Origin of the sequence: Yinghuangia aomiensis, assembly GCF_039542225.1 — a bacterium.
In the GTDB taxonomy this organism is placed as follows: Bacteria; Actinomycetota; Actinomycetes; order Streptomycetales; family Streptomycetaceae; genus Yinghuangia; species Yinghuangia aomiensis.
Map to the genome: position 1 here is coordinate 94,274 of NZ_BAABHS010000003.1, position 12,959 is coordinate 107,232.

11 protein-coding genes are annotated in these 12,959 nt (G+C 73.6%); 7 read left to right on the forward strand and 4 right to left on the reverse strand.

Annotation, left to right across the window (positions count from 1 at the left end; translation table 11 throughout):
• Window positions 1–100: 100 nt before the first annotated feature.
• The 6 genes from ABEA93_RS04810 (at window position 101) to ABEA93_RS04835 (ending at window position 7,897) form a co-directional block, all read left to right on the forward strand.
• Window positions 101–712 (forward strand): PadR family transcriptional regulator, encoded by a 612-nt coding sequence (locus ABEA93_RS04810; protein ID WP_345674002.1) that lies wholly within the window; start codon window positions 101–103, stop codon window positions 710–712.
• Window positions 709–1,476: an ABC transporter ATP-binding protein gene (locus ABEA93_RS04815; RefSeq protein ID WP_345674003.1), complete on the forward strand. Its 768-nt coding sequence runs from the start codon at window positions 709–711 to the stop codon at window positions 1,474–1,476. The genes ABEA93_RS04810 and ABEA93_RS04815 overlap by 4 nt, the downstream gene beginning before the upstream one ends.
• Window positions 1,473–4,256 carry an FtsX-like permease family protein gene (locus ABEA93_RS04820; protein ID WP_345674004.1) on the forward strand — a complete coding sequence of 928 codons (2,784 nt, stop codon included), beginning with the start codon at window positions 1,473–1,475 and terminating at the stop codon, window positions 4,254–4,256. The genes ABEA93_RS04815 and ABEA93_RS04820 overlap by 4 nt, the downstream gene beginning before the upstream one ends.
• Before the next feature lie 80 nt (window positions 4,257–4,336).
• Window positions 4,337–4,876 (forward strand): bacterial proteasome activator family protein, encoded by a 540-nt coding sequence (locus ABEA93_RS04825; protein ID WP_345674005.1) that lies wholly within the window; start codon window positions 4,337–4,339, stop codon window positions 4,874–4,876.
• A gap of 109 nt (window positions 4,877–4,985) precedes the next feature.
• Window positions 4,986–6,110, forward strand: a complete 1,125-nt coding sequence (locus ABEA93_RS04830) for a protein kinase domain-containing protein (protein ID WP_345674006.1) — start codon at window positions 4,986–4,988, stop codon at window positions 6,108–6,110.
• A 284-nt stretch (window positions 6,111–6,394) separates the two neighbouring features.
• Window positions 6,395–7,897 (forward strand): protein kinase domain-containing protein, encoded by a 1,503-nt coding sequence (locus ABEA93_RS04835; protein ID WP_345674007.1) that lies wholly within the window; start codon window positions 6,395–6,397, stop codon window positions 7,895–7,897.
• 34 nt (window positions 7,898–7,931) lie between these two features.
• Here ABEA93_RS04835 and ABEA93_RS04840 read toward each other — a convergent pair whose 3' ends face one another.
• The gene (locus ABEA93_RS04840) at window positions 7,932–8,933 is read right to left on the reverse strand and encodes a phosphotransferase enzyme family protein (protein ID WP_345674009.1); all 1,002 of its coding nucleotides are present in this window, start codon (window positions 8,931–8,933) and stop codon (window positions 7,932–7,934) included.
• A 40-nt stretch (window positions 8,934–8,973) separates the two neighbouring features.
• A complete protein-coding gene (locus ABEA93_RS04845) occupies window positions 8,974–9,783 on the reverse strand; it encodes a Cof-type HAD-IIB family hydrolase (protein ID WP_345674010.1) in 810 nt (269 codons plus the stop codon).
• A 154-nt stretch (window positions 9,784–9,937) separates the two neighbouring features.
• Between ABEA93_RS04845 and ABEA93_RS04850 the strand changes: the two genes are divergently transcribed.
• A complete protein-coding gene (locus ABEA93_RS04850; RefSeq protein ID WP_345674011.1) occupies window positions 9,938–10,831 on the forward strand; it encodes an LLM class flavin-dependent oxidoreductase in 894 nt (297 codons plus the stop codon).
• Window positions 10,832–10,876: 45 nt separating this feature from the next.
• On the opposite strand, the gene ABEA93_RS04855 is transcribed toward ABEA93_RS04850, so the two are convergent.
• Window positions 10,877–11,677 (reverse strand): HAD family hydrolase, encoded by an 801-nt coding sequence (locus ABEA93_RS04855; RefSeq protein WP_345674012.1) that lies wholly within the window; start codon window positions 11,675–11,677, stop codon window positions 10,877–10,879.
• Window positions 11,674–12,954 carry a serine--tRNA ligase gene (gene serS / locus ABEA93_RS04860; RefSeq protein ID WP_345674013.1) on the reverse strand — a complete coding sequence of 427 codons (1,281 nt, stop codon included), beginning with the start codon at window positions 12,952–12,954 and terminating at the stop codon, window positions 11,674–11,676. The genes ABEA93_RS04855 and serS overlap by 4 nt, the downstream gene beginning before the upstream one ends.
• Between the last annotated feature and the right edge of the window lie 5 nt (window positions 12,955–12,959).

Here is a 12,959-nt window from a genome sequence, read left to right on the forward strand (position 1 = left end):
ACTCTCCGTAGCCGAAACCACCGCGCGACTCCCTCACGCGCCGATGCCGGGGGCCGCATCGCCTTGCCAACGGGGAATACTCGGTATACACATACCGAGTATGTCAATCAAGCACGGTCTGCTGGCGCTCCTCGACCAGGGCCCTCGCTACGGCTACCAATTGCGCGCCGAGTTCGAGGCGCGCACCGGATCGACCTGGCCGCTCAACGTCGGCCAGGTCTACACGACACTGGGCCGCCTCGACCGGGACGGCCTCGTCGCCCCCGACGGCGAAGACGGAGAAGGCCACGTCTTCTACCGGATCACCGACGAAGGCCGCCGGGAACTCCAGGAGTGGTTCGACGCCCCGGTCGCGCGCGGCGACCGCCCCCGCGACGAACTCGCCATCAAGCTCGCCATGGCGGTCACCGTGCCCGGCGTCGACGTCGCCGCCGTCGTGCAGTCCCAGCGCGCGCACACCCTGCGCGCCCTCCAGGACTACACGCGGCTCAAGGCCCGCGCCGCAGACGACGACCTGGCCTGGCAACTCGTCCTGGAATCGCTGGTGTTCCAGGCCGAAGCCGAGGTGCGGTGGCTCGACCACTGCGAATCCCGGCTGGCCCGCCGCGACATGCGTGCGCCCGACGCCGCGCCGCCGGCCGCCGCCCCCGCTCCCGAGGACACGGACACTCCCGCCGCGCGCCGTCCGCGGCTGCGCCGGAGCCCGCGATGAGCCGCGCCGGTGCCATAGCCGCGCACCCGGACAAGGCCGCCGCGCCGGTGCTGGAGCTGCGCGGCCTCGGGCGGACGTACGGCAAGGGCGAGACCCGGGTGGAGAGCCTCCGCGGCGTCGACTTGGCCGTCGCGCCCGGTGAACTCCTGGCCGTCATGGGCCCCTCCGGGTCCGGCAAGTCGACCATGCTGCTGCTCGCGGGCGGCCTGGACGCCCCGACCACCGGCGAAGTCCTCGTCGAGGGCACGGACATCGGCCGGCTGCCGCGCCGCAAGCAGGCCGCGCTGCGGCGCCGCAGCGTCGGCTATGTGTTCCAGGACCTCAACCTGATCCCGGCGCTGACCGCGCTGGAGAACGTCGCGCTGCCGCTCGAACTCGACGGGAGGCCGGTGCGCAAGGCCCGGTCCGCCGCGCGTGACGCGCTGGCCGAGATCGGCGTCGACGACCTCGCCGAGCGGTTCCCCGACGACATGTCGGGCGGCCAGCAGCAGCGCGTCGCGATCGCCCGGGCGCTGGTCGGCGAACGCCGCCTGGTGCTCGCCGACGAGCCGACCGGCGCGCTGGACTCGGCGACCGGCGAAGCCGTGCTCCGCGTGCTCCGCGCCCGCTGCGACGCGGGTGCGGCGGCGGTGCTGGTGACACACGAGGCCCGGCATGCCGCGTGGGCCGACCGCATCGTGTTCCTGCGCGACGGCCTCCTGGTCGACGACACCGGCCGGACCGACGCCGCCGAGTCGCTGCTCACCCGGGACGGCCCGCGGTGACCGGTCGCGGGTGGCGGGCCGCCCTGCGGATCGCCCGGCGCGAGGCCTTGCGGGCGAAGGGCCGCAGCCTGCTGATCGTGCTGATGGTCGCGCTGCCGGTGTTCGGCGCGAGCGCGGCGGACGTCACGTACCGCAGCCAGCAGTTGGACACCGGCGAGCGGTTGGCGCGGCAGATCGGCCGGGCCGATGCGCGGCTGACCGAGCCGGTGTCGGACCTGCCGATCGCGCAGGACCCGGTCGACGACGGCCGGTTCGTGCTCCGCGGCAACCTCGGCCCGGCGGCGCAGCAGCAGCCGCGGACGGACGTCCGGTCGGTGCTGCCGCCGGGCGCCGCGGTCCTGACGGACACCGTCGCCCGGACCACCATCCGCACCGGCTTCGGCCTGGCGGGTGCGGATTGGCGGGAGTTCGACTACGACGCGCCGATCGCGCACGGCATCGCCGTGCCGACCGGCGGCCGGGCGCCGCGAACCGCCGACGAAGTCGCGGTCACCGACCGGCTGCTGCGCGCGGGCGGGTTGACGATCGGCGGGACGCTCACCGAGTACAACACCGGCAGGGTGTTCCGCATCGTCGGGACGGTGAAGCTGCCCGACCGCCTCGACGCCCGGCAGGTGTTCGCCCTGCCCGCGGCCGGCGTCCTGGACGCGATGGCCGGACAAGGGCGCCCGACGGAGCGGAAGTTCCTCGTCGACGCGCCGGACGGGGCCTACACCTGGGACCGGGTGCGGGCGTTGAACGACCGGGGCATCGTCGTGCTGTCGCGCGCCGTCGCCGAGCATCCCCCGCCGGACGACGAGGTGCCGTACCTGCGGGAGGGCGGCGCGGACTTCCGGGCGTTCTCCGACATGCAGATCGCGGTCGGCGTCGTGGTGGTCGGCATGGCGCTGCTGGAGGTCGTGCTGCTCGTGGGCCCCGCGTTCGCGGTGGGCGCACGGCGGCGGCGCCGGGACTTCGGGCTGGTGGCGGTGGTCGGCGGCGACCGGCGGCACATCCGGACGATCGTCCTGGCGGACGGCGCGGTGCTCGGCGGGGTCGCGGGTGTCCTGGGCACCGGGCTGGGCTTGGCCGCGGCGTGGTCCGCGCGCGGGTGGTTCTCGTCGTTCTCCGGCAAGGAACTCGGCCACTTCGACGTGCGCCCGCTCGAACTCGCCGGGATTGCCGCGCTCGGTATGGCGATCGGGCTGGTGTCCGCGGCGATTCCCGCGGTGCTGGCGTCGCGGGAGAGCGTCGCGTCGTCGCTGACGGGACGCCGCGGTGTGCGGCGCGGTTCGCGGGTGCTGCCCGTCGCGGGCGCGCTGCTGGGCGCGGCCGGGGTGGCGGTGGCGTACTACGGGGCGAAGGTCGCCGCCGACGACACCGTCTTGCTGACCGGCTGTGTGGTGGCCGAACTCGGGGTCATCGCCTGCTGCCCGGCGCTGCTCGGCCTGGCCGCGCGGTGCGGCCGCGTTCTGCCGCTGACGCCGCGCCTGGCGCTGCGCGACGCGGCCCGGAACCGGCCGCGGACCGCGCCGGCCGTGGCGGCGGTGATGGCGGCGCTGGCCGGGGCGACGTCGGTGACGGCGTACTGGGCGAGCACCGACCACGATGCGCGCGCGGACTACCGTGCCGCGGCCCGGCAGGGCCAAGTGCTGGCCACGAACGGGTACGAGAACGGCCGGGGCCTGCGCCAGGCGGCGGACATCCTGGCCGCGTCGCTGCCGGTCACCGGACCGGGCCTGGTACGCGGCTACAGCGACGTGTGCGCGCCGAACTCCGGGTGCCTGACCGTCTCCCTGCGGTTGCCGGCCGAACTCCGCTGCCCGCTCGACGATCTGTCGGGCCCGGGGGCGATCGAAGCCGTCCGGACCGCCCGCACCGATCCGCGCTGCCAGGCGGAGAATCGGTCCTCGGTCTTCGGGCTCCCGGTCGGCGATGCCGAGACCGTGCGCCGGATCACGGGCAGCACCGGTCCGGAGATCGCGGACGCGCTGCGCACCGGCGTGGTGGTCTTCGACCGGCGCTACGTCAAGGACGGCATGGTGACCGTCGCGGTGCGGACCCTGACGCCGCAGGACCCCGCGTCCCCCACCACCGTGTCCGCCGCGGAACCGCTCCCCGCCGAGCCGGCGCCGCGCCTGGTCGCCATTCCGGCGCGCTACGTGGCACCGGCGGAGGACATCCCCGCGCTCGCGGTGCTCGGCGAGGAAGCCGCCCGTGCCATCGGCGTGCCGCCCGGCGACATCGGCATCCTCTTCGACACCGTGAGCATGCCGTCGGAAGCCGACGAGCAGCGGGCCCGGGCCCAACTCGACGGCGTCGTCACGGGCGTCTACTTCGACGTCGAACGCGGCTACCAAGGGCGTCCGAGCACCCAACTCCTGCTCCTTGCCGCGGCCACCGTCGTCGTCGCCCTCGGCGCGGCGGGCGTCGCCACCGGACTGGCCTTGGCCGACGGGCGGCGCGACTTGGCCACGCTGGGCGCGGTCGGCGCGCCGCCACGGGTGCGCCGGGCGCTGTCGGCCGCGCAGAGCTGGGTGATCGCCCTCCTGGGCACGGTGCTCGGCCTGGCCGTGGGGCTGCTGCCCGCGGCGGCGCTGCGCTGGCGCACCGCGAAAACCGCCGCGGACGCCTTCGACATGTCCGGCGACGGCGCGTTCGGGATCAGCCGTCCCGATGTTCCGCTGGTCGTCCCGTGGGCCGAAATGGGCCTCGCCTTGCTGGTGGTGCCGCTGTTGGCGGCGGTGGTCGCCGCGGTGTGCACGCGGACCCGGGTGACCGTGGGGACACGGGCCGGGTAACGGACGTGCGGGTGCCGTACCGTCTCCCCTCGGCGCCGGTCCCGTGGCGGGGCCCGGCGCCGAGGGGAGAGGATGGGCACATGAACATGCCGAACAGCGAAGCTCAGGACGAGAACCCCCACGTCGTGATCGTGGGTCCCGACGGCATGGCGGTCGGCGGCGAGCCCGGCGCCGAAGGCGTGTTGAACGGCGAAGCCGGCATCACCGACATGGTCGAGCAGCCCGCGAAGGTCATGCGCATCGGCAGCATGATCAAGCAGCTCCTCGAGGAAGTACGCGCGGCGCCTCTCGACGAGGCCAGCCGGGTCCGCCTCGCGGAGATCCACAAGGGCTCGATCAAGGAGCTGGAGAAGGGCCTCGCGCCCGAACTGGTCGAGGAACTCGAGCGCCTCACCCTGCCGTTCAACGACGAGAACGTGCCCACCGAGGCCGAACTCCGCATTGCGCAGGCCCAGCTGGTCGGCTGGCTCGAAGGACTGTTCCACGGCATCCAGACCGCGCTGTTCGCGCAGCAGATGGCGGCGCGCGCCCAGTTGGAGACCATGCGCCGCGCCCTGCCGCCCGGTGCGATGCCCGGCCGCCCCGGCGAGACCGGCGGGACCGCGGGACCGTACCTGTAGGCGGCCCGCCGGCCAGGCCGACCGCACTCGGGTACGGCCACGACCACGGCAGGTGCGGCGTCCCCAAGCGCCGCACCTGCCACCACGACGCTGCACCACGGGGGCGCGGATGGTGCACGACACACACGACGAGTTCGCCGGCTCGGTCTTCGGCAGCGGCCGCTACCGCACCCTCCGGCGCATCGGCGGCGGCGGCATGGCCGTCGTGCACGAGGCGCACGACCTCGCGCTGGACCGCATCGTGGCCGTGAAGCGGCTGCGTCCGGAACTCGCCGAAGACGGCGTCGCCCGCTCCCGGTTCGCCCGCGAAGCGCACCATGCGGCGTCGCTCAACCACCCGGCGATCGTGCAGGTCTACGACACCGGCGAAGACCCGGGCCCGGCCGGGCCGGTGCCGTGGATCGTCATGGAACTCGTCGACGGCGTCACGCTGCGCGCCCTGCTGCGGCACGACGGGCCGCTGGCATGGCGCCGCGCCCTGCGGATCGCCGCGCACGTCCTGGACGCGCTGGAGTACAGCCACGGCTGCGGCATCGTGCACCGCGACATCAAGCCGGTGAACGTCATGGTCACCGCGGACGGCACGGTCAAGGTCATGGACTTCGGCATCGCGCGCACCGTGCATGCCGGCGGCGGGGCGCTCACCGCCGCCGGGCACATCATGGGCACGCCGCAGTACTTCTCGCCCGAGCAGGCCCTCGGCCACCCCGCGACGCCGCGCAGCGACGTCTACTCGGTCGGCTGCCTGCTGTACGAACTCCTGGTCGGCAATGTGCCGTTCGACGGAGAGAACGCGATCGCCGTGGCCTACAAGCATGTGCGGGACGAGCCGCTGCCGCCGACGGCCGTGCGGCAGGACGTGCCCGGCGCGGTCGACGACCTGGTGCTGCACGCGCTGCGGAAGGACCCGCAGCTGCGCTTCGGTTCCGCGGCGGAGATGCGGTCCGCCGTGGCACGGATCATTCCTGACGAGACGTCAGGTCCGGGGGCGGCGGGTTCCGCCGGGCGGGGCGGGCGGCGGCGCCGCGCCGGCGCCGCCGGGGGCGGCGGGGAAAGGACTCGGCGTGGCCCGGAGCGCCCGGCGCGCCGGACCCGTTCCCGGCGTGCGGAAGCCACCGGTGCGGGCGGATCCGGGGCCGCCGCGGCCCGCGGCGGGCCGGGGACGAGCGCGGTGGTCGCGGCCGCCGTGGTGCTGTGCGTGGCGCTGGCCGTCATCGCGTGGATGGTCGGGTGAATCGGGAAAGGCGTTATCCTTGCCGCCCCGGGTTCGGCCCGTTCCGGCTCAAAGGACCGCCGGAACCGACCGGCGACCAAGATCGGTGAGGTAGATCTCCTGCGTATGGCGGCCATTCCCCGATGCCGCGGACACGCGGCCGGTACGGTGACTCGGATACCGGATTGCGGGACAATGCCATGTGCGCACGGGGTCGGGATCCGGCGTGCCTTTGCGGCCCGGCGATCGTTGGGACGAGCGAGTCCGTGCCCGGCGGACCGTGACGAGACGGACTGCGAGGAGTGATGGGTCAGCCGCAGCGCCCGGACGACGACAATTCCGGGACCATGGGCAAGACCGTCGGCTCGGGCCGCTACGAACTCGGGCGTTTGCTGGGCCGGGGCGGCATGGCCGAGGTCAGCATGGCGCACGACGTGCGGCTCGGCCGCACCGTCGCGGTCAAGACGCTGCGTGCCGATCTCGCGCAGGACGCGGTCGCCCGGTCGCGGTTCGGCCGCGAGGCGCAGAACGCCGCGTCGCTCAACCACCCCGCGATCGTCTCGGTGTACGACACGGGCGAGGACCGGATCGCCGGCGAACTCGTGCCGTTCATCGTCATGGAGTGCGTCGAGGGCCGCACGGTCCGCGAGCTGCTGACCGAGGGCAACCCGATCCCGCAGGAGCAGGCGCTGCGGATCACCGAAGGCGTGCTGGAAGCGCTGGAGTACAGCCACCGGAACGGCATCATCCACCGCGACATCAAGCCCGCGAACGTGATCATCACGGACTCCGGCGCGGTGAAGGTGATGGACTTCGGCATCGCGCGGGCGATGCACAGCGCGGCGACCACCATGACGCAGACCGGCATGGTGATGGGCACGCCGCAGTACCTGTCGCCCGAGCAGGCGCTCGGCCGGACGGTCGACGCGCGCAGCGACCTGTATTCGAGCGGCTGCCTGCTGTACGAACTGCTGGCACTGCGGCCGCCGTTCAACGGCGACACGCCGCTGTCGGTGGTCTACCAGCACGTGCAGGACGATCCGCGGCCGCCGTCCGCGCACGACGTGCGGGTCCCGGCGCACCTGGACGCGATCGCCTTGAAGGCGCTCGCGAAGAGCCCGGACGACCGCTACCAGACCGCCGAGGAGATGCGGCTGGACATCCGGCGCGCGCTGGCCGGACAGGCCGTCCGGGTCACGCCGCCGCCCGTCCGCGGATCCAACGCGCCGACCGAGCAGCTCGGCCAGTGGTCGGCGGGCGCGCCGACCGCACGGCTGGGGGCGCCGGTCGGCGACGACATGCGCGCCACCACCGCGGTGCCGCAGCCGCCGCGGGGCGTCGCGTCGGACGGCCGGACCGGCGCGTTCCCGGCGGTCGACGAGCACGAGCGGCGGCAGCGCGGCCCGGGCTTCTTCGTGGTCGTCGGCGTGGTCGTCGTCGCGCTGATCGCCGGGGTGACCGCCTTGGTGCTGACGCTCGGCAAGGGCGACACGCCGGACGGCACCGAGAAGACCGACGGGGGCACGTCCACGCCCACGGCGTCGCAGACGCCCACCGCGACGGGCGGCGCGCAGCAGTTGCCGCAGGGCGAGGACACCGAGCCGACCCAGCCGACGCGCTACCCGACCGGGCGGACGACGCCGCCTTCGCAGCAGGCGACGTCGCAGGCGCCGACGGCCACGGCGACCACGAAGCCGACGCAGACGACGACCGCGCCGACCAACACGGCGACGTCGAAGTCGTCGCCGACGGCCCAGCCCACGACGAAGGAACCGACGCCGACGAGTACCGCCTCCGGCGGCAACTGACGTCACCCGTTCGTGGAATGGCCGCCGACCGCGGCTATTCCACGAACGCCTCCAGCACCTCGTCCCAGTGCCGGGTCCACCACACGGTCAGTGCGGCCGACGCCGGGAACAACGGGTCGGAGCGGTGGTCGCGTTCCACGTAGTGGCGGGTCAGCATCCAGAAGTCGTTGAGCCGCTCCCACCACAACCGGCGCACCGCGAGGGTCAGTTGCGTGCGGCCCGGGTCGGCGATCGCGCGGTAGGCGTGCATGAAGGTGCGCACACGCGGCAGATCGAGCGTTCCGGTGGCCGAGCCGGTGAAGAACAGCAGGGCGGCGCGCACGGTTTCCTCGGTGTCCGGCAGTGCGGCCAGCCGGTCCCAGTCGACGATCGCGGCCGGGGAGCCGTCCACGTACAGCAGGTTGAGCGGGTGGAAGTCGCCGTGCACGTAGCCGGTGCGCGGGGCGTCGCCGTCGGCCGGGCGGCGGTGCGCGTGGCGGCGCAGCATGCGCAGGCGCTCGATCAGGCGGTGTTCGGCGAGGTCGTCGAACGGTTCGCGGACCTGCCGGTCGGCTATGCCGGCCAGCAGGCGGCGGGCGACCGCCATGGACTCGGCGGCGTCCGCGGAGCGCGTGAAGGCGGGCTGCTGCACGGGCGGCAGCGTGCGCAGGAGCGTCGCGTGCACGGTGCCGAGGAGGGCGCCGAGGGTGGCGCATTCCGCGGGCGCGAGGTCGTGGCCGCCGCGGTGCCGGCCGTCGACCCACGGGAACAGCGCGAACCACCGTCCGCCGATCCGGCGCATCGTGTGGCCGTCCCGGTCCCGGAGCGGGGCGACCGCGGGGATCCCGGCGCCGCGCAGGAGCGCGGTGGCCCGGTGCTGGAAGGCGATGGTGCCGGGCGCCTGGTCGAGGTAGTGCTTGAGGAACCAGCGGCCGTCGCTCGTGGTCACCTGGTAGCCGCGGTTCAGCAGGCCCTCGGCGACCGGCCGGAACGCGACCGGGCTGCCGACCGGGTAAGCGCGCAGCAAGGCGGCCAGGGGCGATCGGCCTGGGTGCATAGAGTAATTCTATGCAACACAGAGTGACCAAACGGGGGGATTACGGGAAGAGCTTCTCCAGGATCTGCGCGACGCCGTCGTCGTCGTTGCTCGCGGTGTGGTTCGGCACCGCGGCGAGGATCTGCGGGTGCGCGTTGGCGACCGCGTACGGCTGCCCGGCCCAGGCCAGCATCGGCAGGTCGTTGGGCATGTCGCCGAACGCCACGACCTCGTCCGCGGTGATGCCGTGCCGGGTCGCGTACCAGGCCAGCGTGGTGGCCTTGCTGACGCCGAGCGCGCTGATCTCCACCAGGGCGATCTTCGACGAGTGGGTGAACTCGGCGTAGTCCCCGGCGGCGGCACGCGTCCGGGTCAGGAACTCGTCCGGAGCGAGGGAATCGTGGCGGGCGAGCAGCTTGAGGACCGGCACCGGCCCCTCCAGCAGCTCCTCGACCGGGGCGATGCCGTGCACGACCGACACGTCGCGCTCCTGCGGCGGGTAGGCGGGCTCGTGCGAGAAGCCCGTCGGGGTTTCCACGGCGAAGCACACGTCGGGGACGGCCGCCTTGATCAGCGCGGCGACCTTGCGGGCCGCGGTGACGTCCATCGGGTGCGTGTCGACGATGCGTTCGCTGCGCAGGTCGTAGACGACCGCCCCGTTGCCGCAGATGGCCAGGCCGTGGTGGCCGGTCACGGCGGCGACCTTGTCCATCCAGCGCGGCGGGCGGCCGGTCACGAAGACCACGTCGGCCCCGGCGGCTTCGACGGCGTCCAGGGCGGCGAGGGTGCGCGCCGAGATGGTGCCGTCGCTGCGGACGATGGTGCCGTCCAGATCGGTGGCGACGAGACGGGGGCGCGGAGTGGCAGTCACGCGTACATCCTCGCTCAGCCGATCCGGGAAAGTCAGACCGGTTCGGTGCGGAACGCCGCATCGGCGTGTTCGGGATTGTCCGGAATCTTTCGGTGTACTGGCCACGTATCGTCCGGCGCGAGGTGCCGCCCGGGTTCGGCTAGGGTCGGGGACCATGCGAGTCGGTGTCGTCATCCTCCCGATCTACCGCTGGACCGAGGCCGCCGCGCGCTGGCGCGACGCCGAGCAGGCCGGCTTCGACGCGGCCTGGACCTACGACCACCTGTCCTGGCGCAGCTTCCGCGACGAGCCGTGGTTCGGATCGGTGCCGACGCTGACGGCGGCCGCCGCGGTCACCTCCCGGATCCGGCTCGGCACCCTGGTGTCGTCGCCGAACTTCCGCGAACCGGTCACCTTCGCCAAGGACGTCATGACCGTCGACGACGTGTCCGGCGGCCGCTTCACCCTCGGCATCGGCGCGGGCGGCACCGGCTTCGACGCCACCGCGCTCGGGCAGGAGCCGTGGACGCCCCAGGAGCGGCAGGACCGCTTCGAGGAGTTCCTGGAACTCGCCGACCTGCTGCTGACGCAGCCGGACACCACGTTCCGCGGCCGCTACTACGCCGCCGACGAGGCCCGCATGATCCCCGGGTGCGTGCAGCGGCCGCGGGTGCCGTTCGCGGTCGCCGCCACCGGGCCGCGCGGCCTGCGGCTGGCGGCGCGCCTCGGGCAGGCGTGGGTGACGTTCGGCGACCCGAAGCAGCTCGAAGGGCGCACCGAGGCCGAGTACACCGCGGCGATCCGCGACCAGGCCCGCCGTTTCGACGAGGCGTGCGCCGCCGAGGGCCGCGACCCGAGCGGCTTCGGCCGGATCCTGCTGAACGGGTCGACCGGGGAACGCGCGCTCGACTCGGTCGACGCGTTCGTCGACTACGCGGGCCGGTACGCGGCGGTCGGCATGACCGAGATCGCCGTCCACCTGCCGGTGCCGGGCACCGTCTTCGGCACCGACGAAGCCGCGTTCGAGCGCATCGTGACCGAGGGACTGCCGCAGGTCCGGGCGCTGTAGCAGCCGCACAGCCGGGCAGCCGCGCTGCCGAGGGCCGGCCGCGGGTCAGCCGGCCTGCGGGAACAGCCGCTCCAGCACCACCGCGACGCCGTCCTCGGCGTTCGACGCGGTGATCTCGTCGGCGACCGCCTTGAGGTCCGGATGGGCGTTGGCCATGGCCACGCCGTGCCCGGCCCAGCGCAGCATGCTGACGTCGTTGGGCATGTCGCCGAAGGCGACCGTGTCCGCGGCCTTGGCGCCGAGACGGCGCGCGACCAGCGACAGGCCGACCGACTTGCCCAGTCCGACGGGCAGCAGTTCGACGATGCCGGGTCCGGCGTGCGTGACGTCGACCAGGCCGTCGCAGATCTGCCGGGCCCGCGCCGCGAGTTCGTCGTCGCCGAGATCGCGCTGCTGGACGTAGGCCTTGAGGATCGGCTCCGCCCACAGCTCTTCGCGGTCCTCGGCCGTGTGCACCGGCAGCGGGAGCGAGTAGCGGTAGGAGGGCTCCACGACGACCGCGCCGTCGATGCCCGCCCGGCTCACCGCGGCCGCCACCGGACCCAGGTCGGCGCGCAGCTTCTCGATCGCGAGCCGGGCGACCTGCCGGTCGAGGGTGACCGAGGTGAGGATCCGGTCCTCGCCCGCGTGGTAGACCTGCGCGCCTTGCGAGCACACGGCGAGACCGTCGTAGCCGAGCGCCGCGAACACCGGCCGCGACCAGGACACTGCGCGGCCGGTGACGATCACGTGGTGCGCGCCGGCCGCGCCCGCGGCGGCCAGGGCCGCGCGCGTGCGTTCCGTTATCCGCTGGTCTTCGGTGAGGAGTGTGCCGTCGAGGTCCGTCGCGACGAGCCGGAAGCTCACGCGGCGCCCACCGGCTCCAGCACCTCGCGGCCGCCGAGGAACGGGCGCAGTGCGGCTGGAACGCGCACCGAGCCGTCCGGCTGCTGGTGGTTCTCCAGGATCGCCACGATGGTCCGCGGGACCGCGCACAGCGTGCCGTTGAGGGTGGCCAGCGGGCGCGTGCCGTTCTCGTCACGCATCCGCACGGCGAGGCGGCGGGCCTGGAACTCGGTGCAGTTCGACGTGGACGTGACCTCGCGGTACTTGCCCTGCGTCGGGATCCACGCCTCGCAGTCGAACTTGCGCGCGGCCGACGAGCCGAGGTCGCCCGCGGCGGTGTCGATGACCCGGAACGGGAGTTCCAGGGCGGTGAGGAACTCCTTCTCCCACGCGAGGAGCCGCCGGTGCTCGGCGTGCGCGTCCTCGGGCGCGGTGAAGGTGAACATCTCCACCTTGTCGAACTGGTGGACGCGGATGATGCCGCGGGTGTCCTTGCCGTACGTGCCGGCCTCGCGGCGGAAGCACGGCGAGAACCCGGCGTAGCGCAGCGGGAGCTGCTTCGCGTCGAGGATTTCGTCCATGTGGTACGCGCCGAGCGGGACCTCGGCGGTGCCGACCAGGTAGAAGTCGTCCTTCTCCAGGTAGAACACGTTCTCCGCGGCCTGGCCGAGGAAGCCGGTGCCCTCCATCGCCTTCGGGCGGACCAGCGCGGGCGTGATCATCGGGGTGAACCCGGCGGCGCCGGCCTGCGCCATCGCCATGTTGACCAGCGCCAGCTCGAGCAGCGCGCCGACACCGGTCAGGTAGTAGAACCGCGATCCGGAGACCTTCGCGGCCCGCTCGACGTCGATCGCGCCGAGGATCTTCCCCAGCTCGACGTGGTCCTTGGGCTCGAAGCCCTCGGCGGCGAAGTCGCGGGGGGTGCCGATCTCCTCCAGCGTCACGAAGTCGTCCTCGCCGCCGGGCGGGACGCCGTCCTCGACGACGTTGGAGAGTTCCTGGAGCAGGCGCTGCGCTTCCGCGGCGGCCTCGTCCTGTTCGGCGTCGGCGGTCTTGACCTCGGCGGCCAGTGCCTGCGCGCGCTCCAGCAGCGCGGCCCGCTCGTCGCCCTTGGCCTTCGAGACCTGCTTGCCGAACGCCTTCTGCTCCGACCGAAGCTGGTCGAAGCGCACCGCCGACGACCGGCGGCGCTCGTCCGCGGCCAGCAGGCGGTCGACGATCGTCTCGTCCTCGCCGCGGGCACGCTGCGAGGCACGGACGCGGTCGGGGTCCTCACGGAGCAGTCGCAGGTCGATCACGCGCA